This window comes from Selenomonas sp. KH1T6 (assembly GCF_900108415.1).
In the GTDB taxonomy this organism is placed as follows: Bacteria; Bacillota; Negativicutes; order Selenomonadales; family Selenomonadaceae; genus Selenomonas_B; species Selenomonas_B ruminantium_A.
Genome location: NZ_FNWN01000005.1, coordinates 52164 through 75885 on the forward strand (window position 1 = coordinate 52164; position 23722 = coordinate 75885).

A 23722-nucleotide genomic window follows, 5' to 3' on the forward strand; every position below is an offset into this window, starting at 1 on the left:
AATACATGTAGAAAAAGCCTCCTGTGCTAACAGGAGGCAGGCTACTGGTAAACGGTTAGCCCTCAAAATTTCAGGTCAATACAAGATTAACCGCCAAAGTTGGGGAACTGGGGCGGTTATTTCTTTCTGCTGTTGACAGCGAGGATGATTAACAAAATCAGCAACAGCAGAAGCGTCGTATCATTCATGCTATCACCTCCCATCTGCCGATCGACCGCGCGCTTTTAACGCCAGCTTTGATGAGAGGGCTAACCGCCTACCGTTTTGTAGCTTGGTTAATGTATACCACAAGAACTATGAAGAGAGCAAATGTTCTACAACAAGGAGTGGCTTGTATATGCTGAATTTGTCTAAATCTCTTGAAGCCTTCAATGAAGCCAAAACCTTGATGCCCGGCGGGGTGAACAGTCCGGTGCGTTCCTACAGGAGCGTGGACTGCAACCCTCCTTTCATCGCCCGGGCTGAGGGGGACAAGATATACGATATTGACGGCAATGAGTATATAGATTATGTAGGCTCCTGGGGTCCCATGGTGGTGGGCCATGCCCATCCCCAGGTAGTGAAGGCCCTGCAGGAGGCTGCTGCCCGGGGCACCAGCTACGGTGCGCCCACGGTGATTGAGAGTGAGCTGGCGAAGCTTGTCCAGTCCGTCTATCCTTCCATGGAAATGCTCCGCATGGTGAATTCTGGCACGGAGGCCACCATGAGTGCCCTGCGCTTGGCCCGTGGCTATACGGGCAGGGAGAAAATCCTCAAGTTTATCGGCTGCTACCACGGCCACAGCGACAGCCTGCTGGTGAGCGCCGGCAGCGGCATGGCCACCTTCGGCGTGCCCAGCTCTCCCGGTGTCACCAAGGGAACGGCGGCAGATACCATCACCATTCCCTACAATGACGAAGAGGCTTTCAAGGAAATCATGGAAAAATGCGGTGACGAGCTTGCCGCCGTCATCGTGGAGCCGGTGGCTGGCAACATGGGCTGCATTCCTCCCAAACAGGGGTATCTGCGTCTGTTGCGGAAGCTCACGGAGGAACACGGCACCCTCCTTATTTTCGACGAGGTCATGTGCGGCTTCCGTGCCTCCCTGGGTGGGGCTCAAGCGGCCTACGGCATCGTCCCTGATCTCACCTGTCTGGGCAAGATCATCGGCGGCGGCCTGCCGGTGGCAGCTTACGGCGGCAAGCGGGAGATTATGTCAAAGGTTTCGCCTTCCGGTCCCGTGTACCAGGCAGGCACCCTCTCCGGCAATCCACTGGCCATGACGGCTGGGCTGGAGACTCTCAAAATCATCACCGCCGAGCCGGAGCATGGTGAGCCGGACTACAGCCGGAAGCTCACCTTGAAGACGAAAAAACTCCTGCTGGGCTGGCAGGAAAAGGCCAGGGAAGCGGGCGTCTCCATTCAGGCCCATCAGGCAGGCTCCATGTTTGGCATCTTCTTCAGCGAAAAGGAAGTCTATGACTACGCTGATGCAGAAGCCGCCGACCAAGAAGCCTTCAAGGTCTGGTTCAAGGCCATGCTGGAGCAGGGCATCTATCTGGCTCCTTCCCAGTTCGAGACATTGTTCATGAGCGGCGCCCACAGCGAGGAGGACATTGACCGCACTATAGAGGCGGCAGGCAGGGCCTTTGCTGCGGTGGCGGCGTTATGATAGGAAATGCGTCCAGTTTCCTGCTGACGAAGGAAACCTTTGGGAGCGAACAGGGCAAAATTGAAGAAAAGCTCGTGCAGATGGGCATAGAGCATGCGGCAGTCATACGCTCCAGCCTCTTGCTGGAAGAAATCTGCTACCGCCTTTTTGAGCATAAAAGCAAGGAAGTCAAAGTGGGCATACATCGCCGCTTTGGCGCGGTGAGCTTGCGTCTGACCTCAGAGGGCGAGGCGTATAATCCTTTGAGCGAAGAAAATTCCTGGACAGAGGAAGAGGTGGATTATTTCCGTCACATCATCCTGACCAGCAATCGCGAGTGGCTGGGGTATTCCCGCAGGAACGGCAAGAACTGCCTTTCCATCGAGGTGCGCAAGGACAAGAAGAAGCAGGTGCGCAATACCCTGATGGGTATGGCATTGGGCCTTCTGGTCGGTTCTGTGCTGGAGGAAGTGCTTTCGCCTGACCTTGTGAGCATGATTGATACTTACGCTCTGCGCAGCGCCCGCACCATGTTCCTGAATGCCATGAACATGATGCTGGCACCGGTGGTGCTCTTCTCCATCATGGCAGGAATCATGAATCTTTCCAATGTCTCAGAAGTTGGGAAAATGGGCAGGTACATGATGGGGCTGTACTTGGTGACCTCCCTTTGTGCTGCTGGTGGTGCCCTTTTCCTGGGCGTCCATATCTTTTCAGGGGAATTCGCGCAGATAGGGACAGCCGGGGATACTGCTGCTGCCCATATGTCACTGCTGGATATGATCGTGGGGATTGTACCGCATCAGTTTGCGGAGCCGGTGATTTCCGGCAATATGCTGCAGGTGATTTTTTTGGCGTTGCTCTTTGGCCTGACCATAAACAGCATGGGGGAAAAAGCGCGTCCTTTGATTGATATCGTGAATGCCATGGACACTCTCTGCCTGCGGGTGATAAGGACCATCGTGCGGCTGGTTCCCCTGGTGGCTTTCCTGTCTATGGCTTCCCTTGTCTTCCAGGTGGGGCTGGAGTCCCTTTGGGCTTTTATGGAGGCACTGCTGGCCCAAGGGCTGATGCTGGTTTTCATGCTGGTGGTGTACGGTGCTTTGGTGGCTGCGGCGGGACACCTGCCGCCTTGGATCTTTTTGAGAAAGTTGGCTGGCTTTCTGCCGCTGCCGGCCTCTCTGGGCAGCACCAACGCTGCTATGCCCTTTTCCATGGAGCTATGTGTCAAACAGCTGGGGGTACAGGAAAAGCTGGCTGGCTTTGCCATACCCATGGGGGCTTCTGTGAAGATGGACGGCAATTGCGCGTTCCTTATCCTGCAAAGCATCATGCTGGCCAAGCTGTACGGGATTGAGGTCAGCTCAGGCTTCCTGATGACGCTGGCGCTTACTTCTGTGGCCCTTTCCTTTGGCTCTCCAGGAGTGACGGGAGGGGCGGTCATCTGCCTGGCCTCGGTGGCTGTATCTGTGGGGATTCCCATAGAGGCCATCGGCATGGTGCTTTCCGTGGACCCGCTGGTTTCTATGCTGCGGACGCCCCTCAATTCTGCAGGGGGCATTACTGTTGCCTTGTTGCTGGCCAGGCATGAGCATGCTGTTGATGAGTCGGTCTATCGGGCAGAGTGAGGTTCGCCTGCGGTGCTGGAACAAAAATTGGCATGTTTTTTTAGAAGGAAATAAATGACTTTTGTAGAATAAGACAGGTAAGCTAGAAGAAAATGATGGTGCGTCAAGGGGGAATTGAGATGGAATTGAAGAAGGAAGTTTTTGGGGTATGGATTCTTTTTACGTTGAAGGGACGTCTGGATGCTCAGACTGCGCCGGATTTGGATAAAGAGATGTTGCCGGAGATTTCCAAGCGCCTTGATATCGTGCTGGATGTCAGTGAATTGGAATATATAAGCAGTATGGGGATTCGTTCGCTGGTGCAGGCAGCCAAGAAAACAGCTGAAGTGAACCATCATGTGGCAATCTGCGCCATGCGCCCGGAAGTAAAAGAGATAATCGAGGCTTCCGGTGTCAACGCATTCCTGGAGGTTTATGACAGTGTTTCAGATCTTCCCTTTGCAGCTGATATCCATAGGTCCAGAAGCTGACAGGGGTATAAGTCGTGTGAGAAGGCAGGCGGTTTTTCGCCTGCTTTTTGTTTGCAGATATTGTGTGAAAGTTTTAATTGCAATATCAAATTGACTTATGTCCACTTTCATGATACTCTAATCGTTGTCGTTATTACTGTATAAGCTCGCAGATAGGGTGCGGGCGTTTCTACCAGGCGGCCGTAAACCGCCCAAGGCTATAGGAGGAAATTTTTCGTATGCAAGCTGAAATGAAGCAGTCGGCAGGGCAGCCAAATTTCATTGAGAAGTTCTTTAAGATCAGGGAGAAGGGAAGCTCCATCAGGACGGAGATGATAGCGGGCTTCACCACCTTCATCGCCCTGGCCTACATCATGTTCGTCAACCCCAATATCCTGGCCGAGGCCGGGATTCCCAAGGAAGCAGCCATTGCCTCCACCATCTGGATTGCGGCTCTGGCCACTACCATGATGGGCGTCTTTGCCAACTATCCTGTGGCTCTGGCGCCGGGCATGGGCTTGAACGCCTTCTTTGCCTTCTATGTGGTAGGTGTGCTGCACCTGCACTGGACGGTAGCTTTGGGCGCTGTGTTCTTCTCCGGCGTGATTTTCTTTATCCTGACCCTGGGCGGCATTCGTCAGGCCATCATCAATGCTGTGCCTGCTGACCTGAAGGTTGCTATCGGTGTGGGTATCGGTACCTTTATCGCCTTTATCGGTCTCAAGGGTTCCGGCCTCATCGTGGCTGATGCTGCCACTTTCATCACTTTGGGTTCTGTGGTGGCTCCTACTACCATGCTTTCCCTGTTCAGCCTGTTGCTGACGGGCGCACTCATGGCCCGCAATGTGCAGGGCTCTATCCTTATCGGCATTGTGGTGACTACTGTGATTGCCATGGTGATGGGGTATACCCCGGCACCGCACAGCCTCACTGATGTCATCAGCACTAGCGTGCCCAGCATGAGCGCCACTTTTGGCCAGCTTGACCTGGCAGGTGCCTGGAACTACGGCATTGTTTCCATTATCTTCACCTTCACGGTGGTGGAACTTTTCGATAATATGGGTACCCTGATAGGTCTCACCAGCAAGGCCAAGATGGTGAAGCCGGACGGCCAGATCGAGAACATCGACCGGGCCCTCACTACGGATGCTGTGGGCACCATGGCTTCTGCTGTGTTCGGTACTTCCACGGTTACTTCCTATATAGAGAGCGCCGCAGGTATCGCTGCCGGCGGCAAGACGGGTCTCACAGCTGTGACGGTGGCTGTCCTCTTCTTGGTTTCTCTGGCCTTTGCACCCCTTATCGGTCTGGTGCCGGGCTTCGCCACCACTCCTGCCCTGATTCTGGTAGGTGCTATGATGATGGCTGATGTGGGCAAGATCAACTGGCAGGATTACACCGTGGCTCTGCCCGCTTTCCTCACCATTCTGATGATGCCCATGACTTCCTCCATTGCCAATGGCTTTGCCTTCGGCTTTGTGAGCTACGCAGTGCTCAAGACCTGCGCAGGCAAGCACAAGGATGTAAGCTGGATCATGTGGCTGGTGAGTATCGCCTTTGTGGTGAACCTGGTTATGAGGTCCTAAAAAATATATAAAAACTCAAGGCTCTGCTGTTGACAGCAGGGCCTTTTCTATGTTAAGCTTTGCTAGTGAATGCGCAGAGCATTCCAGAGGGCGCTCAGGCGTCCTTCCCCAACCGCGCAGTGCAGGTTTTGAAAGTGAAATCAGCCTTTGGCTGTACCGAAGCTGGCGAGTAACTATCAGGGAGGTGTTTTCATGTACGCAATTATCAAGACTGGTGGCAAGCAGTACAAGGTTGCTGAGGGTGATGTCATCACCGTTGAGAAGCTGGCTCAGGCTGAGGGCGAAGCAGTTGTCTTCGACCAGGTTCTGGCAGTGGTGAACGATGGCGATGTCAAGGTCGGCAAGCCGGTTATTGAAGGTGCCAAGGTTACGGCTAAGGTCGAGGCTCAGGGCAAGGAGCGCAAGATTCTTGTCTTCAAGTACAAGGCGAAGTCCAACTATCGTCGTCGTCAGGGCCATCGTCAGCCGTTCACGAAGGTTGTCATCGAGAAGATCGAGGCTTAATCAAAATTGATTAAGGTAGAGATCTTTAAAAACGGAGAAGGGAAGATATCCGGCTACGAGGTCACCGGCCATAGCGGCACGGCGGCACACGGTGAGGATATTGTCTGTGCAGGGGTTTCGGCTCTGGCTCAGACCGCCCTGCTGGGCATAGGAAAGCATCTGCATCGCGAGACAGATTATGAGGTCGCGAGTGGTAAACTTTCGATGAAGCTCAAGGGCGCTCCCGATGATCTCACAGAGGCTGTATTACAGTCAATGCTTTTGGGGCTGAGGGAAATCGAGAAGCTCACTCCCAAGGCAGTTCGCATCAATGAAAGGCGATGAAAGTTGGCCTTTCACGCAATGGAGGTGAACTTGATGTTTACTTTTGACTTACAGCTGTTCGCTCATAAAAAGGGCGTTAGCTCCACCCGTAATGGTCGTGACAGTGAGTCCAAGCGCCTTGGCGTGAAGGAGCATGCTGGCACGATTGTGACCGCAGGCAGCATCCTGGTTCGTCAGCGCGGCACGCACTTCCATCCGGGTCATAACGTTGGCAGAGGCAAGGACGATACCCTCTTCGCAAAGGTCGCCGGCAAGGTGGCTATCGAGCGCAAGGGCCGTTACCAGCGCCAGATCAGCGTTTACACTGCTGAGGAAGCTATGTAATCTAAAAATATGGGGTACCTGCGCAGGGATACATCGGCGCAGGTATTCTTTATATTGTTGAAAAGAAGACGTTAGGTTGCGTTGTCAGGAATGAAAAGCCGGTGTTCATCGCAACGCCGGTTTTTCATTTTTGACAACGAGTTTAAGCTTGAAGGAGGAAATATGCAGTTCATTGACAGAACCAAGGTCATAGTCAAGGCCGGGGATGGCGGTCATGGCAAGAGTGCCTTCCGCCGGGAGAAATTCGTGCCCAAAGGGGGCCCCGCCGGCGGCGATGGCGGCCGGGGCGGTGACGTGATTTTCATCGTGGACCAGAATATGAATACCCTGCTGGACTTCCGCTATCACAGGAAGTTTGCGGCAGAAAACGGAGAGAACGGGGATATCAAGAACCAGTACGGTGCCAATGCCCCTGCCTGCTTCGTGAAAGTACCCCCCGGAACCATCGTCAAGGACGAAGCCACGGGAGAGGTGCTGGCAGACCTGACGGAAGTCGGCCAGCAGGCTGTGGTGGCCAAGGGCGGCCGCGGCGGCCGCGGCAATGCGAAATTCGCCAATTCTGCCAACCGTGCCCCGACTTTCGCCGAGTTTGGCGAGCCGGGTGAGAGCAAGCGCCTGATTTTGGAGCTGAAGCTCTTGGCTGATGTGGGACTGGTGGGCTATCCCAGTGTGGGCAAGTCCAGCCTGGTGGCCAGTTGCTCTGCGGCCCGTCCTGAGATTGCGGAGTATCACTTCACCACCATTACCCCTGTGCTGGGCGTGGTGAAGACTGATTATGAGAAGAGCTTCGTCATGGCTGATATTCCGGGCCTTATCGAAGGCGCTGCTGACGGCGTGGGCCTGGGCCACGACTTCCTGCGCCATGTGGAGCGCACGAAGCTGATCCTGCACATCGTGGATGCTTCCGGCCTGGAGGGCCGGGATCCTGTGGAGGATTATTACAAAATCAATGTGGAGCTGAAGAAGTACAGCGAGAAGATTGCCCGCCGTACCCAGATCCTGGTGGCCAACAAGATGGACCTGCCTGAAGCCCAGGAGAATCTGCCGCGCCTGAAGGAGCTGGCAGAGAAGGAAGGGCTGAAGCTCTTCGCCATTTCTGCTGCTACCCGGGAGGGGCTGACGGAGCTCATCTCCTATGTGGGCGAGTGGCTGGACAACTATGTGCCGGAAATCGAGACCGAGGAAGAGGTCAAGGTTTACGACGAGAACAAGGAAGATCCGGAGAAGATTACCATCAAGCGTGATATTTCCGGTGATTTCGTGGTGTCCGGCAAGGCTCTGGAGAAACTGGTGGCCATGACCAACTTCCTCAATGATGAGGCTCTGCGCCGCTTCCAGTACATCTGGCGCATCAAAGGCATTGATGAAAAGCTCAAGGCCCGGGGCATCAAAGAGGGCGACACGGTGCATATCGGCTCCATGGAGTTTGAGTGGAGAGAGTAATTTTCAATAGATATCGGAGGTAAGTTTTTTGATTCGCAATTCACTTACAGGCAAGCAGAAGAGTTTCCTGCGCTCCATGGGCATGAGTGAGGAGCCCATTGTGCAGATTGGCAAGGAAGGTGTCACCCCCACGGTGGTGCAGGCAGCCAGGGAAGCCATCAAGAAGAGGGAGCTCATCAAGGTGCGGGTGCTGCAGAATTCCCCGGATGAGCCGGCAGATGCCATCGAGCTGCTGGCAGAGCGGGCTGACGCCAACCTGGTACAGGTGATTGGGCGCAACGGGCTGCTCTTTAAGCGCAACTTTGAGAAGCCTAAAATAGAGCTGCCGAAGTAATTTATATGTGCTAAGGCGCTTGCGACTGATATTATGTCAACGCTCCGCAGGGAAAATTTGCTAAAAATATTTTTTGCTTTAATTAAGCCTTCAGGCTCCAAACAACGCACTTCGTTTGCGACACGAAGTTAGTCCCTTTAGGGGAACGAGTTTTCCGCCTAAAGGAAATGTGAAAGCAAAAAATATTTTCTTGACGCAAATTTTCCAAAGCTGCGCTTATGACATAATATCAGCCGCGCTTACGTTGGCGTTGCCGGGAGGGATTTGATGACTGCACGAGAAAGACTGCAAGAAGCAAAACGCATAGTAGTAAAGGTGGGCACCAGTTCCCTCACTCATAGCACGGGCCGTCTGAGCTATGAAAATATCGAGCGCCTGGTGCGCCAGATTGCTGACCTGCAGAATGCGGGCAAGGAAATGATACTGGTGACTTCCGGCGCTATGGCGGCGGGGCTGGGGCGCATGAATATGACGGAAAAGCCGGCGGAACTGCCCAAGAAGCAGGCGTTGGCTGCCGTGGGGCAGGGGGTGCTCATGCACATCTATGAGCGCTTCTTTGCCGAATATGGGCAGACGGCGGCCCAGGTTCTCTTGACCCGGGAGAATTCCCTGCGGCACAGCCAGTACACTCATTCCCGCAATGCCTTGCTGGCACTTATCCAGATGGGAGTTATCCCTGTCATCAATGAGAATGACGCCGTAGCGGTGGATGAGTTCAAGATTGGTGACAATGATACCCTGTCGGCGGTGGTGGCGGCGCTGGTGGATGCTGATGCCCTGATTATCCTGTCTGATATCGAAGGGGTCTACACAGCTAATCCCAATACAAACCCAGAGGCAAAGCTGATTTCGGAAATCAAGGAAATCACCCCGGAAATCGAGGCTCTGGCTGGGGGCGCTGGCACGAAGCTGGGCACCGGCGGCATGATGACGAAGATCGAGGCTGCCAAGATTGCCGGCGGTGCAGGCATTACCCTGGTGATTGCTCCCGGGGCACGTCAGCAAGTATTGCGGCAGGTGCTGGAGGGGGAGGAAATCGGCACGGTTTTCCCCGCCAAGGAGGAGCATCTGCGGGTGCGGAAGGGCTGGCTGGCCTTTGGCAAGCGGCTCTCAGGCGACATCACCGTGGACAAGGGCTGCGAGGCGGCCCTTTCCCGTGGCTCCAGTTTGCTGGCGGCAGGGGTTACCTCCTGCGAGGGGGATTTCGAGGCGGGCAGCAGTGTCCGGGTGCTTTCTGCCGACGGCAGGGAGATTGCCCGGGGACAGGTGAGCTATGGTTCGGAAATCCTCAGGAAGCTGGCAGGACACAGAAGCGAGGATTTCAAGGCGCTTTTGACGGATACTGACATTAAGGATTTACCTGAAGAAGTCATACACAGGGATAATCTTGTTTTGATGGTTTAAGAGGCAGGGGGAATCAGCATGTTGGCAGCAGGTATTGAGACAGTGGTAAAGAACAAGGCCAGGATGGCCAAGCAGGCAGCGGCAGCTCTGGGAATGCTTTCCAGCAGTGTGAAGGACAAGGCCCTGCTGGCTATGGCTGATGCTTTGCTCACGCACAGCGCGGAAATTCTGGAGGCTAATGCCAAGGATATGGAGGCAGCTAAAGCCAAGGGTACCAAGGCATCTTATCTCGACAGGCTCCAGCTTACGGAAGTCCGCATTGAGCAGATGGCAGAGGGCCTGCGCCAGACGGCTGCCCTGCCTGACCCGGTGGGGGAGTGCGAGTATGGCGCCCAGCGCCCCAATGGCCTGGAAATCCGCCGGGTGCGGGTGCCTTTGGGCCTTATCGGCATCATCTATGAGGCCCGTCCAAATGTGACGGCCGATGCGGCGGGGCTTTGCTTGAAGTCCGGCAATGCCGTGCTGCTGCGGGGCGGTTCCGAGGCCATCAATTCCAATACTGCCATCAGCAGGGTTCTGGCTGCCGCTGCCTATGAAGCCGGTATTCCCCAGGGGGTTTTGCAGTTCATTGAGGATACTGACCGGGAGGCAGTCACTGCCATGACCCATCTGAACGGCATCCTGGACGTGATCATCCCCCGGGGCGGGGCAGGGCTTATCCGCCATATTGTGGAGAACAGCTCCGTGCCTGTGATTGAGACTGGCACCGGGGTCTGCCATACCTTTGTGGACGAGTCTGCGGACCTTGACAAGGCCATAGCCATTGCCATCAACGCCAAGACCTCCCGTCCCTCTGTGTGCAATGCCATGGAAACCCTGCTGGTGCATCAGGCAGCAGCAGGGAAGTTCCTGCCCTTGCTGAAAGAGTCCATGGAAGCCAAGGGAGTTGAACTCAGAGGCTGCGAAAAGACTCTGGCCCTGCTGCCGGGGCTCAAGGCTGCCACGGAGGAGGACTGGAGCACGGAGTACGGCGATCTTATTCTCTCCGTCAAGGTGGTTGACAGCCTTGACGAAGCCATAGAGCATATCAACCGCTACAACACAGGCCATTCCGAGAGCATCGTCACGGAAAATCTGGTGAGTGCCCACCGCTTCCAGCAGGAAGTTGATGCGGCGGCGGTGTATGTGAATGCTTCCACCCGCTTTACCGATGGCTTTGAGTTCGGCTTCGGGGCGGAAATCGGCATCAGCACCCAGAAGCTTCATGCCCGTGGCCCCATGGGTCTCAGGGAGCTGACCAGCACGAAATACCTCATCTATGGGGAAGGACAGGTCAGAGGGTGATAAAGGGCTGGTACAGGGCCTTCCGGGAATATCTGGCCACCCCTAAAGGGGCCTTTGACTTCAAGGATTATGCCCGGGCTTTGCTGATGGTCATGCTGACCTGCGTTTTGCTGATTTTGCTTTTATACTGGGGAGGTGCATGAACCCATGAGAAAGAAAATAGGTATTATGGGGGGCACCTTTGACCCCATCCATGTGGGGCACCTGCTGACGGCGGAAGCCGTGCGGGAGCAGTTCGGACTGCACAGGGTGCTCTTCATTCCCGCGGCCCAGCCTCCTCACAAGCAGGGGCGGAAAGTGGCTCCTGCCTACTCCCGTCTGGTGATGACGGAAATGGCAGCGGCTGACAATCCCTGCTTTGAAGTATCGCGGATTGAACTGGAGCGCAAGGGCCCTTCCTATTCTGTGGACACCCTGCAGGATTTGCAGGCGGCCCACGGGCAGGAAGCGGAGTTCTACTTTATCACAGGCGCCGATGCCATCAATGAACTTTCCACCTGGCATGAGGCACAGCACTTGCTGGAAATCTGCCACTTCATCGCTGCCACCCGCCAGGGCTGCGCCCTGGATCTGCCCAGATTGCGGCGGGAGTTCGGCGAGGATCTGGTAGCAAAGCATATCCATGAGCTGCCCACCCCGGAGCTGGAGATTTCCTCTACGGACATCCGCAGCCGGGTGCAGGAGGGGCGTTCCATCAAGTATCTGGTGACGGCAGAAGTGGAAGCATATATCTATAAGGAAGGTCTGTATAGCTGATGTCAGGGATGAACTACGAAGAGATGAAAGCGGAGCTGCAGAAGCGGCTGAAGCCAGGCCGTTTCCGCCATTCTCTGGGGGTGGCAGAAACCGCCGTGGAACTTGCCCGCCGCTTTGGGGTGGATGAGGAGAAGGCCCGCGTGGCAGGACTCCTGCACGACTGCGCCCGAGAGTTTCCTAATGACTCCATGATAGCAGAGGCAGAGGCCCGGGGCATCGTTGTGGAGCCTTTGGAGCGTTCCATGCCCTTGCTCTTGCACGCCTATATTGGGGCTCAGCGGGTGCGGGAAATCTATGGGATAGAGGACGAAGAAATCTGCCAGGCTATCTACTGCCATACGGTGGGGGGCAGCAAGATGACGCCCTTGGACAAGATTATCTGGTATGCGGATATGATAGAGCCTTCCAGGGACTATCCGGAGGTGGAGTACCTGCGTCAGCTGGCCCGGGAAGCCAACCTTGACGAAATGGTGCTGGTGGGGCTCAGCGAGTCCATCATCTTTGTGGTGCGGAAGGGCCATCTGGTTCACCCTGCCACGGTGCAGGCAAGAAATGAGATTATTTTGGCCCGGGGGGTCAAGGGCAGTCAGGGGATGGGCTGATGAACAGAAACGATGGCGGGGACAGGCCAAGGACCAGAGTCCCCAAGAAAAGTACCACTCGTGACAATATCATCAAGAAGCGCAAGGCACTGGCCCGCAGGCGCAGAAAGGCCCTGTTCCGCCTATTGCTGATCTTGATTATCCTGGGGGCGGTGCTGACGGGGGTGGCTTTTGCGGGGCTGACTCTGGTGAGCTGGGGCCAGCACATCTACGGTGAGTACCAGAAGATGTATGCCGGCTACACAGAGAGACAGGAAGCACGCCGGGGCGCGGTTGACCCCCGCTTTGACGGCTACACCAATGTGCTGATTCTGGGACTTGATGACGGTGCAGGCGGCATGGAGGCACCTCTGGATGCAGAGGGGCAGCCCATCAGGATCAAGAAGGCTGACACCATACTGGTGGTGAGCATGGACAATGGCTCAGGCCGGGTGCGCTTCATCAATATTCCCCGGGATACCCTGGTGACGGTGCCTGTGTCCGGGGTGCAGGCAAGGTTGTCTGATGTTTACCCAGCCGGGGGAGCGCCGCTCATGGTGCGGCAGGTGAACAGCCTTTTGGGCATCTCCATCCACCAGTATGTGGTCATGGACATGAAGGCCTTTGCCCACTTCATAGACGCCCTGGGGGGCATTGATGTCTATGTGGAGACCAATATGGACTACCAGGACCCGGAGGCAAACCTGACAATCCATCTGGAGCAGGGCTACCGCCATCTGGATGGGGCAAAATCCCTGGAATACCTGCGTTATCGCGGGGAGGAACTGGGAGATGTGGGCCGCGTCCAGCGGCAGCAGAAATTCGTCAAGGCCGTCTACAGCAAGATACTGCAGTTTGAGACTTTGCCGAAGCTGCCCGCCATTGCTGATATATTCAAGAACGAGGTGGAGACCAGTGCCGAGGTCTTTGATTCGGCCCATCTGGCCAATGTCCTCAGGGGCATCAGCAGCGAGCAGCCCATCAGCGTCATGCTGCCGGGCACTACAGCAGAAAATGATTATACCATCTGGATTCCCGATGGAGCAGGCATCCAAAACAGGATGCAGGAGCTCTTTCGGCCCAGTGATATAGAGCAAGGAGAAAGTTCTACCGATAAGGAGGAAGCAAATTGACTGAGAAAGAAATGAGCCAGGCCATCTGCGCTGCAGCCAGCGACAAGAAGGCCAGGGATATCGTGGTCATGGATATGAAGAATCTTATGTCTTCTACGGACTACTTCATGGTATGTTCGGCACCTACCGCTACCCAGGTGCGGGCCATTGCCGACAACATCGAGGAAAAGATGGACGAGGCGGGCATCCACTTCAACCACAAGGAAGGCTATCGCGAGGGTGAATGGGTGCTGCTGGACTACGGCGATGTGGTAGCCCATATCTTCCGTCAGGAAGCCCGCGAATATTACGCTCTGGAGCGCCTGTGGGGCGAGGCTCCCCTCACCCCCTATGAGGACTGAGGATGGATAGCGACAAGCAGAGAAATGAAAGGCCCCGCCGCAAATACGGTCCCAGCACCGTAGCTGTCATGAAGGTGGCGCGCTTAGGGGAAATGGGTGCCTTTTTGGATGCAGAGACCGGCAATACCTCCGATGATATCCTGCTCCATACCACCCAGCAGACCCGCCCTGTGCAGGTGGGGGAGGAAGTTGAAGTATTCCTTTACCTCGACCCTAAGCGCCGCCTTACCGCCAGCATGAGAACCCCCAAGATGAAGGAGGGGCAGATTGCCCGGCTGAAGGTCATCAACACCAGCCGTGACGGTGCTTTTCTGGATGTGGGAGCCGAGCGCGGCATCTTCATGCCCTACGCTGGCATGAGGGGGCGTCCACAGGTAGGGGAAGTGGTCTGGGCCAAGCTCTACACCGACAAGAGCGGCCGCCTGGCGGTTACCATGGAGGTAGAGGATGAAATGCGCCGGGCCTCCCGCCCTGCCGAGGGCGTAAAGAAGGGCGACCTGGTGACAGGCGCCATCTACAACTTCACCGATGCAGGCGCCTTCCTCTTTTCCGAGGAGCGCTATATCGTCTTCATCGCCAACAAGGAAATGTCCGTGCGTCCCAGAGTGGGCGAGGTAGTCACCGCCCGTGTCACTTACATCAGGAATGACGGCAGGCTCAACGCCTCCCTGCGGGAAGCCAAGGAAAAGGCGCTGGTGACTGATGCGGAGCAGATCATGGAACTGCTCAGGAGCCGCGAGGGCCGTATGCCCTACAGCGACAAGACTTCCCCGGAAGTCATCAAGGACAAGTTCGGCATCAGCAAGGCAGCCTTCAAACGTGCCTTGGGACACCTGCTGAAAGCGGGACTTATCCGGGAAGAGGAAGGCTGGACTTACCTTACGGAGGCAGGCAGGGAGGCTTGACCGCTTCTTTACAAAAGTCATACTGATGTGGTAAAATACATGTGTTGCCTTGTGCAATAAACTGGAGAGGTGTCCGAGTGGTCGAAGGTGTCGCACTCGAAATGCGATAGGGTTAACAGCCCTCGTGGGTTCGAATCCCACCCTCTCTGCCATTGAAATCAAAGCCCTGCGGATTCCGCAGGGCTTTTTCTTGACAGTCAAACTCCAACCACTTAATATCAGTATCAAAGGTATTGATACTGATGGCGAGGTGTGGGCTATGGATATACGTGAGAGGCTGTTTGCCTTGCAGGATACAGGGTATCGGGATTTTCACAGCAAGCTGGTTCCTACGGTGCCTTTGGAGCGGATCATCGGTGTGAGGACTCCTGCTTTGCGGCAGCTGGCTAAGGAGATCATGAGGGAGGGCGGCATGGAAGATTTTCTTGCCGGACTGCCTCATGCATATTACGATGAGAACCAGCTGCATGCCTTCATTGTTTCCAATATCAAGGACTATGGGGAGTGCATGGCGCGTCTGAAGGAATTCCTGCCCTATGTGGACAACTGGGCTACCTGCGACCAGATGTCTCCCAAGGTTTTCAAGACGCACAGGCGGGAACTCTTAGGGGAGATAAGGAACTGGCTGGTCTCCCCAGAAACATATACCGTCCGCTTTGCCATAGGCATGCTCATGCAGCATTTCCTGGATGAGGATTTTGACGAGGAATATCTTTCCCTGGCAGCAGATTTGCGCTCTGAGGAATATTACATCAACATGATGACAGCCTGGTACTTCGCCACAGCCCTGGCCAAGCAGTACGAAGCGGTCCTGCCTTTCATAGAGGAAAAGCGTCTGGCTCCATGGACGCATAACAAAGCTATCCAGAAAGCCATCGAGAGCAGGCGGGTCAGCGTGGAGCACAAGGAGTATCTGCGGGGATTGAAGATAAGAAAAGGGTGAGATTTTGAAACGCAGCGAGAAGATATATGAGTATATACGGGAGTATTCACTGAGCCAGAAGAAGGAGGAGCTGCAGGGGGCTATCGGGCTGGATGCCCAGGAGATAGCTGATGCTTTGGGCATCCTGCGCAATAATGTTTCCAAGGAGCTCAATGAGCTGCACCGCCTGGACAGGATCGTGAAGTTCCGGGGGCGGCCGGTGAAGTATTTTGATAAGGCTGCCCTGGAGGAGATTTTGGGTACGGAGCTGGGGGAGGGACCCTGCCAGTATCTTGATGTATCCGAATGCCAGAGCCCTGAGGCAGCGGAGGAGGAGGTCAATCCCTTTGCCCGGCTCATTGGGGCAGAGCGCAGCCTCTCACGGCAGGTGGAGCAGGCGAAAGCCGCCATCCTTTACCCGCCTGATGGGCTTCATACCCTGATTGTGGGTCAGACTGGTGTAGGCAAGACCCTCTTTGCCCATATGATGTTTGCTTATGGCAAGGCCATGCACCGCTTCGGGGCCGAGGCTCCCTTCGTGACCTTTAACTGCGCGGATTACTACAACAATCCCCAGCTCCTTATCTCCCACGTCTTCGGCCATCAGAAAGGGGCTTTCACGGGGGCGGACAAGGACAAGGCTGGACTGGTGGAAGAAGCGGACGGTGGCGTCCTGTTCCTGGACGAGATTCACCGCCTGCCGCCTGAGGGCCAGGAGATGATCTTCTACTTCATGGATACGGGCACCTTCAACCGGCTGGGAGAGACTACTCGCTCCCGTAAGGCCAAAGTGCTGATTATAGGGGCCACCACCGAGGACCCTGATTCGGCCCTGACCAAGACCTTTGTGCGGCGCATTCCCAATATCATCAAGATCAAGCCCCTGTCTGAGCGCAGCCTGGTGGAGAAAATAGACATTATCAAGCTGCTGTTCAAGGAAGAGGCCCAGCGGGTGAAAAAACCTGTCCGCATTACCGTGGAATCGGTGAAGGCTCTCATCGGCAGCATCGGCAGCGGCAATGTGGGGCAGCTGAAGTCGAATATCAAGTTGCTGTGCGCCCAGGCCTTTCTGAATGGCATTGATAATCCTGATTTTATCGAGGTGGATTTCAAGATGCTGCCGGAGGGGCTGAAGGACGGCCTCCTGACCCTGTCATCCAACCGTCAGGCTCTGGCGGAGCTGGCTCAGTATATTGCAGAACCGCTGGTGATTTCTCCTGCAGGGGGCAAGAAGGCCACCAGTGACGAGGAGCAGGGGCCTGCCTCCTTCAATCTCTATCAGGTGGTGGAGGACAAGGTGGCTCTTCTGCGGAATGAGGGCATCAGTGCTGACCTCATCAAGCAGATCGTGGCCACGGATGTGAATGTGTATGTGAAGGAACTATATAATAAGAAGCATTCTGTCAATATGACCACCCGGGAGCGGCTGTTGAAGATTGTAGATGCTTCCCTGGTGGACTTTGCGGAGCAGATTGCCCTTTTCGTGCAAAAGCGCATGAACCGCAGCTACCGTGACCGCTTCCTCTATGCCTTCAGCCTGCATCTTTCGGCTTTTTTGAAGCGCATCAAGGCCAAGGAGGTCATTCCCTACACGGCGGAAATCGAGGGGGCAGTGCCCCAGGATTCCTTGTGCCTGCAGGTGGCCATGGAGATAGGGGAGAAGATTGAGGCTCATTATTTCCTCAAAGTGCCAAGAGTGGAGATTGAATACATCGCCCTGCTGTTGGAATCTGCAGAGGATGATGACCTCAGCGACAGGGTTTCCATTATCGTGGCCACTCACGGTACCAGCACCGCCACTTCTATGGTAGAAGTGGCCCAGAAGCTCTTCAGTTCTTCCGATATAAATATCATTGCGGTGGATATGCCTTTGGAAACGGGGCCACAGCAGATAATGGAGCAGATGACAGCCATGCTCCGGGCTATGGATTGCCGCCGTGGAGTATTGATACTGGCAGATATGGGCTCACTTTGCAACATCGGCTCCATTATCTCCGAGCGGTTGAAGATACCTGTGCGCACCCTGGATATGGTTTCTACGCCATTGATTCTGGAAGCCATGCGGAAAGTGGATATTGCAGGCATGGACCTTGACAGCATCTACGAATCCCTGAGAAGTTTCAGGGGGTATGACAGCGTGGATGCAGGCGGCCGGCGGCGGGAGGTGGACGGCAAGCCAGAGGCTATCGTCACCATCTGCACCACAGGCCAGGGGGCGGCCATGAAGCTGAAGGCTTTGGTGGAGGACATCCTTCACCATGCCGGCCGGGCTATCGAGGTTATTCCCGTGGGGCTGGTGAAACTGGATGAAACTTTGGAGGATCTGGCCAAGGATTACCACATCATCGCCGCCGTGGGCATGAAGAAGCCTTCGGCACCTATTCCCTTCATTCCCCTGGAACATCTCATAGACGGCTCCGGGGAGAAAATGCTGACGGAGCTGGTGCTGGACAGCGAGATTGCCATGGTGCCCAAGGAAAAGGGCAATATGGTGGTGCAGAAGCTATGCGAGGAGTCCCTGCAGAAGTTCCTCACCTATCTGAACCCCGCCAAGGTCATGGGAGTGCTGTTGGAGTTTGACCGACAATTAGAAGAAGATTTGAAACTACATCTATCAAATCCTCTGAAAATACGCCTGCTGGTACACTGCGGCTGCGCCCTGGAGCGCATCGTCACCAGGTCGCCATTGCAGTACAAAGAGGATAAGAGCAAAGTTGATACAGTTAAACTCGAGGCGATAAAAAAGGCCGCCCGCATCTTTGAAGACAGCCTGAAACTGCATTTCTCCGAGGATGAGTATTACTTTATGGCCAATATGCTCTAGGATAAGATGCATAAATGAGGCTGATAAGGCGAAAATATGATACAGAAAATACACTATGCCATGACAAATGTCATAGTGTATTTTTTTATTGCGATACAAAAAAGAGCGTATCAAAAGAGCTTTTTTTAGTATCAAAGTGTATCAAAAACGAAATTACTGTATTGACGGCGGTTTTTGAAGCATGAAAAGAATCTGTAAATTCAAGGCTTTCCAGACTTTTTTCGTTTAATACACAAAGTTGGCACGCTGCTTGCAATATATAAGGGCGTAAGGCAAAAAAGGCCAAAAGCAATCATATTCATTCAATGATGTAGGTTTTGTGTTTATTTCAAGGAGGTAACAAAATGTTTGGAATCATTGTTGGTACCCACGGCATTTTCGCTCAGGAACTGGTTAAGTCTTGCGAGATGATTTGCGGCGAGCAGAAGAACGTTCGCGCCGTGACCCTTATCCCCGGTGAGGGCCCCGATGATGTGGTGACCAAGTATGAAGCTGCTATCAAGGAGCTTGACTGCGATGGCGGAGTGCTCTTCCTGAACGACCTGTTCGGTGGAAGCCCCTACAATGCAGCTTGCCGTCTGGTAATCAGCAACGAAAACTATGGCATCGTCACTGGCGTGAACCTGCCCATGCTCATCGAGATGTGCAGTGCTCAGCTCATGGATGATGGTTCTGATATCAAGGATCTCATGCAGAAGGCTGTGGATGCCGGCAAGAACGGCACCCAGACTTTCCATGCCAGCTCTATTTCCGATGATGACGAGGAGGAACTTTAATCATGAATATCGTACTTGCACGCATTGATGACCGTCTTATCCATGGTCAGGTGGCAACTGTCTGGTCCAAGGTTACCGGCTGCAGCCGCATCATCGTCTGCGATGATGACGTTGCCAAGGATACCATCCGCGCCACTCTTCTGAAGCAGGTTGCTCCCGCTGGCATCAAGAGCCACGTGGTTGACCTGGAGAAGGCTGTTCGTGTTTACAACAACCCCAAGTATGAGAACGAGAAGTGCCTGCTGCTCTTCACCAACCCCACCAGCGTTCTCTACATGGTTGAGCATGGTGTTGACATCAAGAGCGTCAACATCGGCGGCATGAGCTTCAAGGAAGGCAAGCACCAGATCACTGGCGCTGTCTCCGTGGATGACAAGGACATCGAAGCTTTCAAGAAGCTCAACGAGAAGGGCATCGAGCTTGAGATCCGCAAGGTTGATACGGATTCCAAGGTTATGCTGATGGATGTGCTGAAGTAAGCTTGGTAAGTCGTTCGGGCCACAGGCGCAGCAACGCTTCACTTGAAATTTTTCCTTCGGAAATATTTCACGCGTTTCGCTTATGCTGTGCCTGCGCCCCTCACTTACAAGGTAGTGCTAACGCAAGCGAGCAGCTGATATTGTGTCAAAAGCGTAGCGTTGACATAACGTCAGATGTGAGCGAATTAGCAAGGTTTCTGAGAGACATAGTCTCTTGAAATATGGGAAGTTATATATAATGTAAGAGAATCAATGGAGGGAAAACACAATGGAAATCAGTGGAATCCAAATTCTTCTAGTTTTCATCTTCGCAACCATTGCCGGTATGGGCAGCTGCTTGGATGAATTCCAGACTCACCGCCCCTTGATTGCCTGCACGGCAACCGGTCTTATCCTTGGTGACATGACTTCAGGTATTATCATCGGTGGTACCCTTGAGATGATGGCTCTGGGCTGGATGAACATCGGCGCAGCTATCGCTCCTGACGCAGCTCTGGCTTCTGTCATTTCTACCATCCTGGTTGTGGCTGGTCATCAGGACATCTCCACAGGTATCGCTATCGCTATGCCTATCGCTGCTGCTGGTCAGGTTCTGGCTATCATTTGTAAGACTGTATCCGTGGTCTTCCAGCACTGGGCTGACGGCTATGCTGAGAAGGGCTCTACCTTCGGCATCGACCTCTGCCATTATCTCGCTCTGGTCTTCCAGGGCCTCCGCGTTGGCGTTCCCGCTGTCATCGTTGCTATGACTGTCGGCACTGATGCTGTCCAGAGCATGCTGGCAGCTCTTCCCCCGGTCATCACCGGCGGCCTGCAGGTTGCTTCCGGCTTCATCGTGGTCGTAGGTTATGCAATGGTCATCAACATGATGGGCGCAGATTACCTCATGCCTTTCTTCTTCCTCGGTTTCGTTGTCGCTGCTTTCACGGATTTCAACCTGGTTGCTCTGGGCGTTATCGGCCTCGTGGCTGCTATCGTCTACATCCAGCTCAATCCTAAGTATCAGGCTGTGGAAGCTGCACCTGCTGCCGCTGCTGCTGCATCTGCCAGCGACATGGACGACGAACTTGATTAATGGGGAGGTAGGAAGATAATGGAAAAGAAACTTACTAAGTCTGATTTTTTCTGGGCTTTTGTCCGCTCTAACTTCCTGCAGGCTTCCTGGAACATGGAACGTATGCAGGGTCTGGGATACTGCTTCGGCATGGTCCCCATCCTGAAGCGCCTCTATGAGGGCGAGGAACTCAAGCAGGCTCTGAAGCGCCACCTGGAGTTCTATAACACCCAGCCTTTCGTAACCGCTCCCATCATCGGCATCACCGCCGCTATGGAGGAGAAGAAGGCCAATGGTGCTGACATTCCCGACGGCGTTATCAACGGTATCAAAGTCGGTATGATGGGCCCTCTGGCCGGCGTGGGCGACCCGATTTTCTGGGGTACTCTCCGTCCTATCACTGCAGCTCTCGGTGCTTCCATCGCTATGAGCGGCAGCCTCCTCGGTCCTATCATCTTCTTCGTGCTCTTCAACCTGGTCCGCCTGCTGGTTCGTTGGTACGGCATCAGCTACGGCTATTCCAAGGGTACCGATATCGTGCAGGACGTGGCTGGCAACAAGCTGCAGAAGCTCACTGAGGGTGCTTCCATCCTGGGCCTCTTCGTCATGGGCGCACTGGTCAACAAATGGACCAGCGTCAACATCCCCATCGTGGTTTCCGAAATCACCAACGCCAAGGGCGAGCACGTGGTCACCACTGTTCAGGGCATCCTGGACAGCCTGATGCCTGGCCTCGTTCCCCTGCTCCTGACCTTCATGTGCATGGGTCTTCTCAAGAAGAAGGTCAACGCTATCTGGATCATCTTCGGTCTCTTCGCTCTGGGTATCATCTGCTTCGCTCTGGGCATCATGAACGTGAAGTAATTCTGGCATAAAACAGAATATCCGGAAGGGATTTTATGGGCGGCGGGCGAATGCCTGCCGCTCTTTTAATGTAGACTTCGCACGTGGGTTTGCCCATTTAGGCATTTACATTTCCAGTCTGTTTTTGTAAAATAGAGGCAAGGGAAAGAAACAGCAACCAATCAATCAGTTTCTATAATATAGGGAGAGATGTTTCAAATGATCAAGAAAGCGATTGCCGTAATGACTTCTGGCGGTGACAGCCCGGGCATGAATGCTGCTGCCCGCGCTGTGGTCCGCACTGCTCTCAGCGAGGGCGTGGGTGTCTACGGCATCTATAACGGCTATCAGGGCATGCTGGACGATGAAATCGTGGAGCTGGACAGCCGCAGCGTCAGCGACATGATCCAGCGCGGCGGTACCTTCCTGGGCACTGCCCGTTCCATGGAGTTCAAGACTCCCGAGGGCCGCAAGAAGGGCTTTGACAACCTGATGAAGCACGGCATTGAGGGCCTGGTCATCATCGGCGGTGACGGCAGTCTCACCGGCGGCTCTCTCCTGTCCAAGGAAACGGGCATTCCCATCGTAGGCCTGCCGGGCACCATCGACAACGATGTCTGGGGCATGGACTACACCATCGGCTGCGACACTGCTGCCAACACCATCGTGGATGCCATCAACAAGCTCCGCGACACGGCTTCTGCTCACCGCCGCATCATGGTGGTAGAGGTCATGGGCCGCAACTCCGGCTGGCTGGCCATGATGGCAGGCATCGCCGGCGGCGCCGAGTATGTGCTGGTGCCTGAGGTGAAGTACGACCTGGATGAGATGTGCCATGAGCTCAAGGCCATGTACGATGCAGGCAAGCGCTACAGCATCATCGTCATCGCGGAGGGCGCAGGCTCCGGTGTGGGCCTGGGCAAGGTGGTTGAGGAGAAGACGGGCATCGACACCCGTGTCTCTGTGCTGGGCCATATCCAGCGTGGGGGCTCTCCTACGGTGGAGGACCGCATGAAGGCCTCCATGCTGGGCGAGAAAGCTGCTCTGGCCATCATCTCCGGTGCTACCAACCTGGTCTTCGGCTTCAACGAGGGCAAGGTAGTAGGTGTCAACCTCTTCGATGCTGTCAACAACACCAAGACCCTTGACCCTGAGCTTGTGCGCCTGTCCCGCGTGCTGGCGTAAGCATACGTGAGTGAGGGACACAGGCACAGCATAAGCGGAACGTGTAAAACTTTGCCGCAGGCAAGATTTCAAGTGAAGCGCTGCTGCACCTGTGCCTCGAACGCCTTAGCATAGCATACAGTTTAGACATAGCAATTTTTGCCCTCGGCGGTTTATTCCCTGAGGGCAAAAATTTTTTATCAAACACTTAACTTTTCCTGGCAAGGTTACGATATAGATAGTGAGTGAATGTGCTTTTCAGCATTTTTCCTATGGGGCCTGTGGGGAGTTCGGGAAGATCTACTGCTTTCAAGGGAAGAAAAGGAGGTTATTAACATGGATGTTAATACGATGGTGAACGTATCCACCAACCTAAGCACCCTGAATGTGAAACAGGGGAGCAATGGGGCGGCAGCAGGCATGAAAGCCGTTGAGACTCAGCAAGAGACTCAGGCTCCTGCCGGCGCTTATGAGGTGAATGTATCGGATGCGGCGAAAAACCATGGGGAGGCTGTGAAGGGCCTGACTGCGGAGCAGATCGATATCCTGCAGCAGGGCATTGACAACTCCTACAAGATGATGATTTCCGTACTGACTGAGAACAACGCCAAGCTTCAGGGCTGGCTGGACGAGGGCATTGGCAAGCTGGCTTTTGGCGACCTGCAGATTGACAGTTCCAAGTTCGGGCTGCCCGCCGTGGGCACCACCCCCGAAGAAGCGGCTGCAGCTGTGGCCGAGGGCGGCGAGTATTCTGTGGATGCCGTGGCTGACCGCATCTTTGACATGGCCAAGGCTATCGCAGGGGATGACCCTGAAAAGCTCAAGGCTATGCAGGATGCTGTAGAAGAAGGCTTCAAGCAGGCAGGCGTTGCCTGGAAGGACACTATGGGCACCGACAAGATGCCTCAGATCACCCAGGATACCCATGATGCGATAACCAAGCGCTTCGATGAACTCTATGCCAAGCTCACGGGCACGGCAGAAGATGAAGGCAAGTCGGAGTAGCAGCCATATCAATCAAAAATCCAGGGAAA

Annotated in this window: 25 protein-coding genes, 1 tRNA gene and 1 riboswitch; all 26 genes read left to right on the plus strand. The window is 54.7% G+C overall.

Features of this window, described 5'->3' with window-relative positions:
- Nucleotides 1-337: 337 nt before the first annotated feature.
- The 26 genes from hemL to BLW59_RS04945 all read left to right on the plus strand — a co-directional run bounded on the left by hemL (nucleotide 338) and on the right by BLW59_RS04945 (nucleotide 23693).
- Nucleotides 338-1651, plus strand: a complete 1314-nt coding sequence (gene hemL, locus BLW59_RS04825) for a glutamate-1-semialdehyde 2,1-aminomutase (protein WP_074696683.1) — start codon at nucleotides 338-340, stop codon at nucleotides 1649-1651.
- The gene (locus BLW59_RS04830; RefSeq protein ID WP_074696685.1) at nucleotides 1648-3258 is read left to right on the plus strand and encodes a dicarboxylate/amino acid:cation symporter; all 1611 of its coding nucleotides are present in this window, start codon (nucleotides 1648-1650) and stop codon (nucleotides 3256-3258) included. Before hemL ends, BLW59_RS04830 begins: the two co-directional genes overlap by 4 nt.
- 119 nt (nucleotides 3259-3377) lie before the next feature.
- A complete protein-coding gene (locus BLW59_RS04835; RefSeq protein ID WP_051650425.1) occupies nucleotides 3378-3728 on the plus strand; it encodes an STAS domain-containing protein in 351 nt (116 codons plus the stop codon).
- Between the two features lie 116 nt (nucleotides 3729-3844).
- Nucleotides 3845-3948: riboswitch (purine riboswitch) on the plus strand.
- Nucleotides 3947-5293, plus strand: a complete 1347-nt coding sequence (locus BLW59_RS04840; protein WP_318253612.1) for an NCS2 family permease — start codon at nucleotides 3947-3949, stop codon at nucleotides 5291-5293. It overlaps the preceding riboswitch by 2 nt.
- Before the next feature lie 192 nt (nucleotides 5294-5485).
- Complete coding sequence (gene rplU / locus BLW59_RS04845) at nucleotides 5486-5797, plus strand: 50S ribosomal protein L21 (RefSeq protein WP_029545747.1); 312 nt, start codon at nucleotides 5486-5488, stop codon at nucleotides 5795-5797.
- 6 nt (nucleotides 5798-5803) lie between these two features.
- Nucleotides 5804-6121, plus strand: coding sequence for a ribosomal-processing cysteine protease Prp (locus tag BLW59_RS04850; protein ID WP_029545746.1), 318 nt, complete (start codon nucleotides 5804-5806; stop codon nucleotides 6119-6121).
- Nucleotides 6122-6154: 33 nt separating this feature from the next.
- Nucleotides 6155-6445, plus strand: coding sequence for a 50S ribosomal protein L27 (rpmA, locus tag BLW59_RS04855; protein ID WP_029545744.1), 291 nt, complete (start codon nucleotides 6155-6157; stop codon nucleotides 6443-6445).
- A gap of 162 nt (nucleotides 6446-6607) precedes the next feature.
- A complete protein-coding gene (gene obgE, locus BLW59_RS04860; RefSeq protein ID WP_074696687.1) occupies nucleotides 6608-7888 on the plus strand; it encodes a GTPase ObgE in 1281 nt (426 codons plus the stop codon).
- A gap of 28 nt (nucleotides 7889-7916) precedes the next feature.
- On the plus strand, nucleotides 7917-8222 hold the full coding sequence (gene yhbY / locus BLW59_RS04865) for a ribosome assembly RNA-binding protein YhbY (RefSeq protein ID WP_074696689.1): 306 nt from the start codon (nucleotides 7917-7919) through the stop codon (nucleotides 8220-8222).
- 267 nt (nucleotides 8223-8489) lie between these two features.
- Nucleotides 8490-9626: a glutamate 5-kinase gene (proB, locus tag BLW59_RS04870; protein ID WP_074696691.1), complete on the plus strand. Its 1137-nt coding sequence runs from the start codon at nucleotides 8490-8492 to the stop codon at nucleotides 9624-9626.
- An 18-nt stretch (nucleotides 9627-9644) separates the two neighbouring features.
- A complete protein-coding gene (locus tag BLW59_RS04875; protein ID WP_074696693.1) occupies nucleotides 9645-10910 on the plus strand; it encodes a glutamate-5-semialdehyde dehydrogenase in 1266 nt (421 codons plus the stop codon).
- Entirely contained in the window at nucleotides 10907-11053 is a 147-nt protein-coding gene (locus tag BLW59_RS17685) for a hypothetical protein (RefSeq protein ID WP_175463358.1), read from the plus strand. The genes BLW59_RS04875 and BLW59_RS17685 overlap by 4 nt, the downstream gene beginning before the upstream one ends.
- Nucleotides 11054-11057: 4 nt before the next feature.
- Nucleotides 11058-11666, plus strand: coding sequence for a nicotinate-nucleotide adenylyltransferase (nadD, locus tag BLW59_RS04880; RefSeq protein WP_029545737.1), 609 nt, complete (start codon nucleotides 11058-11060; stop codon nucleotides 11664-11666).
- 8 nt (nucleotides 11667-11674) lie between these two features.
- Nucleotides 11675-12268, plus strand: a complete 594-nt coding sequence (yqeK, locus tag BLW59_RS04885; RefSeq protein WP_074696803.1) for a bis(5'-nucleosyl)-tetraphosphatase (symmetrical) YqeK — start codon at nucleotides 11675-11677, stop codon at nucleotides 12266-12268.
- A complete protein-coding gene (locus BLW59_RS04890; protein ID WP_051650424.1) occupies nucleotides 12268-13380 on the plus strand; it encodes an LCP family protein in 1113 nt (370 codons plus the stop codon). The genes yqeK and BLW59_RS04890 overlap by 1 nt, the downstream gene beginning before the upstream one ends.
- 11 nt (nucleotides 13381-13391) lie before the next feature.
- Nucleotides 13392-13721, plus strand: a complete 330-nt coding sequence (gene rsfS / locus BLW59_RS04895; RefSeq protein WP_413778178.1) for a ribosome silencing factor — start codon at nucleotides 13392-13394, stop codon at nucleotides 13719-13721.
- Between the two features lie 2 nt (nucleotides 13722-13723).
- Nucleotides 13724-14626, plus strand: coding sequence for a S1 RNA-binding domain-containing protein (locus BLW59_RS04900; RefSeq protein WP_074696695.1), 903 nt, complete (start codon nucleotides 13724-13726; stop codon nucleotides 14624-14626).
- Nucleotides 14627-14689: 63 nt separating this feature from the next.
- A tRNA-Ser gene (locus tag BLW59_RS04905) sits at nucleotides 14690-14778 on the plus strand.
- Nucleotides 14779-14885: 107 nt separating this feature from the next.
- Nucleotides 14886-15569, plus strand: a complete 684-nt coding sequence (locus tag BLW59_RS04910; RefSeq protein ID WP_074696805.1) for a DNA alkylation repair protein — start codon at nucleotides 14886-14888, stop codon at nucleotides 15567-15569.
- A gap of 4 nt (nucleotides 15570-15573) precedes the next feature.
- Complete coding sequence (locus tag BLW59_RS04915; RefSeq protein ID WP_074696697.1) at nucleotides 15574-18372, plus strand: sigma 54-interacting transcriptional regulator; 2799 nt, start codon at nucleotides 15574-15576, stop codon at nucleotides 18370-18372.
- A 344-nt stretch (nucleotides 18373-18716) separates the two neighbouring features.
- Nucleotides 18717-19148, plus strand: a complete 432-nt coding sequence (locus BLW59_RS04920; protein ID WP_029545724.1) for a PTS sugar transporter subunit IIA — start codon at nucleotides 18717-18719, stop codon at nucleotides 19146-19148.
- 2 nt (nucleotides 19149-19150) lie between these two features.
- Entirely contained in the window at nucleotides 19151-19627 is a 477-nt protein-coding gene (locus tag BLW59_RS04925) for a mannose/fructose/sorbose PTS transporter subunit IIB (RefSeq protein WP_029545721.1), read from the plus strand.
- A gap of 268 nt (nucleotides 19628-19895) precedes the next feature.
- Nucleotides 19896-20702: a PTS mannose/fructose/sorbose transporter subunit IIC gene (locus tag BLW59_RS04930; protein ID WP_037377074.1), complete on the plus strand. Its 807-nt coding sequence runs from the start codon at nucleotides 19896-19898 to the stop codon at nucleotides 20700-20702.
- Between the two features lie 18 nt (nucleotides 20703-20720).
- Nucleotides 20721-21545 carry a PTS mannose transporter subunit IID gene (manZ, locus tag BLW59_RS04935; protein WP_029545718.1) on the plus strand — a complete coding sequence of 275 codons (825 nt, stop codon included), beginning with the start codon at nucleotides 20721-20723 and terminating at the stop codon, nucleotides 21543-21545.
- Between the two features lie 198 nt (nucleotides 21546-21743).
- Complete coding sequence (pfkA, locus tag BLW59_RS04940; protein WP_029545716.1) at nucleotides 21744-22709, plus strand: 6-phosphofructokinase; 966 nt, start codon at nucleotides 21744-21746, stop codon at nucleotides 22707-22709.
- A gap of 315 nt (nucleotides 22710-23024) precedes the next feature.
- Nucleotides 23025-23693 (plus strand): hypothetical protein, encoded by a 669-nt coding sequence (locus tag BLW59_RS04945; protein WP_051650423.1) that lies wholly within the window; start codon nucleotides 23025-23027, stop codon nucleotides 23691-23693.
- Nucleotides 23694-23722 lie beyond the last annotated feature (29 nt).

What these genes read in the sequence shown, in the direction of transcription:
- hemL (WP_074696683.1), top strand. Translation starts at nt 338, where the DNA reads ATGCTGAATTTGTCTAAATCTCTTGAAGCCTTCAATGAAGCCAAAACC.
- BLW59_RS04830 (WP_074696685.1), top strand. Translation starts at nt 1,648, where the DNA reads ATGATAGGAAATGCGTCCAGTTTCCTGCTGACGAAGGAAACCTTTGGG.
- BLW59_RS04835 (WP_051650425.1), top strand. Translation starts at nt 3,378, where the DNA reads ATGGAATTGAAGAAGGAAGTTTTTGGGGTATGGATTCTTTTTACGTTG.
- BLW59_RS04840 (WP_318253612.1), top strand. Translation starts at nt 3,947, where the DNA reads ATGCAAGCTGAAATGAAGCAGTCGGCAGGGCAGCCAAATTTCATTGAG.
- rplU (WP_029545747.1), top strand. Translation starts at nt 5,486, where the DNA reads ATGTACGCAATTATCAAGACTGGTGGCAAGCAGTACAAGGTTGCTGAG.
- rpmA (WP_029545744.1), top strand. Translation starts at nt 6,155, where the DNA reads ATGTTTACTTTTGACTTACAGCTGTTCGCTCATAAAAAGGGCGTTAGC.
- obgE (WP_074696687.1), top strand. Translation starts at nt 6,608, where the DNA reads ATGCAGTTCATTGACAGAACCAAGGTCATAGTCAAGGCCGGGGATGGC.
- proB (WP_074696691.1), top strand. Translation starts at nt 8,490, where the DNA reads ATGACTGCACGAGAAAGACTGCAAGAAGCAAAACGCATAGTAGTAAAG.
- BLW59_RS04875 (WP_074696693.1), top strand. Translation starts at nt 9,645, where the DNA reads ATGTTGGCAGCAGGTATTGAGACAGTGGTAAAGAACAAGGCCAGGATG.
- nadD (WP_029545737.1), top strand. Translation starts at nt 11,058, where the DNA reads ATGAGAAAGAAAATAGGTATTATGGGGGGCACCTTTGACCCCATCCAT.
- yqeK (WP_074696803.1), top strand. Translation starts at nt 11,675, where the DNA reads ATGAACTACGAAGAGATGAAAGCGGAGCTGCAGAAGCGGCTGAAGCCA.
- BLW59_RS04890 (WP_051650424.1), top strand. Translation starts at nt 12,268, where the DNA reads ATGAACAGAAACGATGGCGGGGACAGGCCAAGGACCAGAGTCCCCAAG.
- rsfS (WP_413778178.1), top strand. Translation starts at nt 13,392, where the DNA reads ATGAGCCAGGCCATCTGCGCTGCAGCCAGCGACAAGAAGGCCAGGGAT.
- BLW59_RS04900 (WP_074696695.1), top strand. Translation starts at nt 13,724, where the DNA reads ATGGATAGCGACAAGCAGAGAAATGAAAGGCCCCGCCGCAAATACGGT.
- BLW59_RS04910 (WP_074696805.1), top strand. Translation starts at nt 14,886, where the DNA reads ATGGATATACGTGAGAGGCTGTTTGCCTTGCAGGATACAGGGTATCGG.
- BLW59_RS04920 (WP_029545724.1), top strand. Translation starts at nt 18,717, where the DNA reads ATGTTTGGAATCATTGTTGGTACCCACGGCATTTTCGCTCAGGAACTG.
- BLW59_RS04925 (WP_029545721.1), top strand. Translation starts at nt 19,151, where the DNA reads ATGAATATCGTACTTGCACGCATTGATGACCGTCTTATCCATGGTCAG.
- BLW59_RS04930 (WP_037377074.1), top strand. Translation starts at nt 19,896, where the DNA reads ATGGAAATCAGTGGAATCCAAATTCTTCTAGTTTTCATCTTCGCAACC.
- manZ (WP_029545718.1), top strand. Translation starts at nt 20,721, where the DNA reads ATGGAAAAGAAACTTACTAAGTCTGATTTTTTCTGGGCTTTTGTCCGC.
- pfkA (WP_029545716.1), top strand. Translation starts at nt 21,744, where the DNA reads ATGATCAAGAAAGCGATTGCCGTAATGACTTCTGGCGGTGACAGCCCG.
- BLW59_RS04945 (WP_051650423.1), top strand. Translation starts at nt 23,025, where the DNA reads ATGGATGTTAATACGATGGTGAACGTATCCACCAACCTAAGCACCCTG.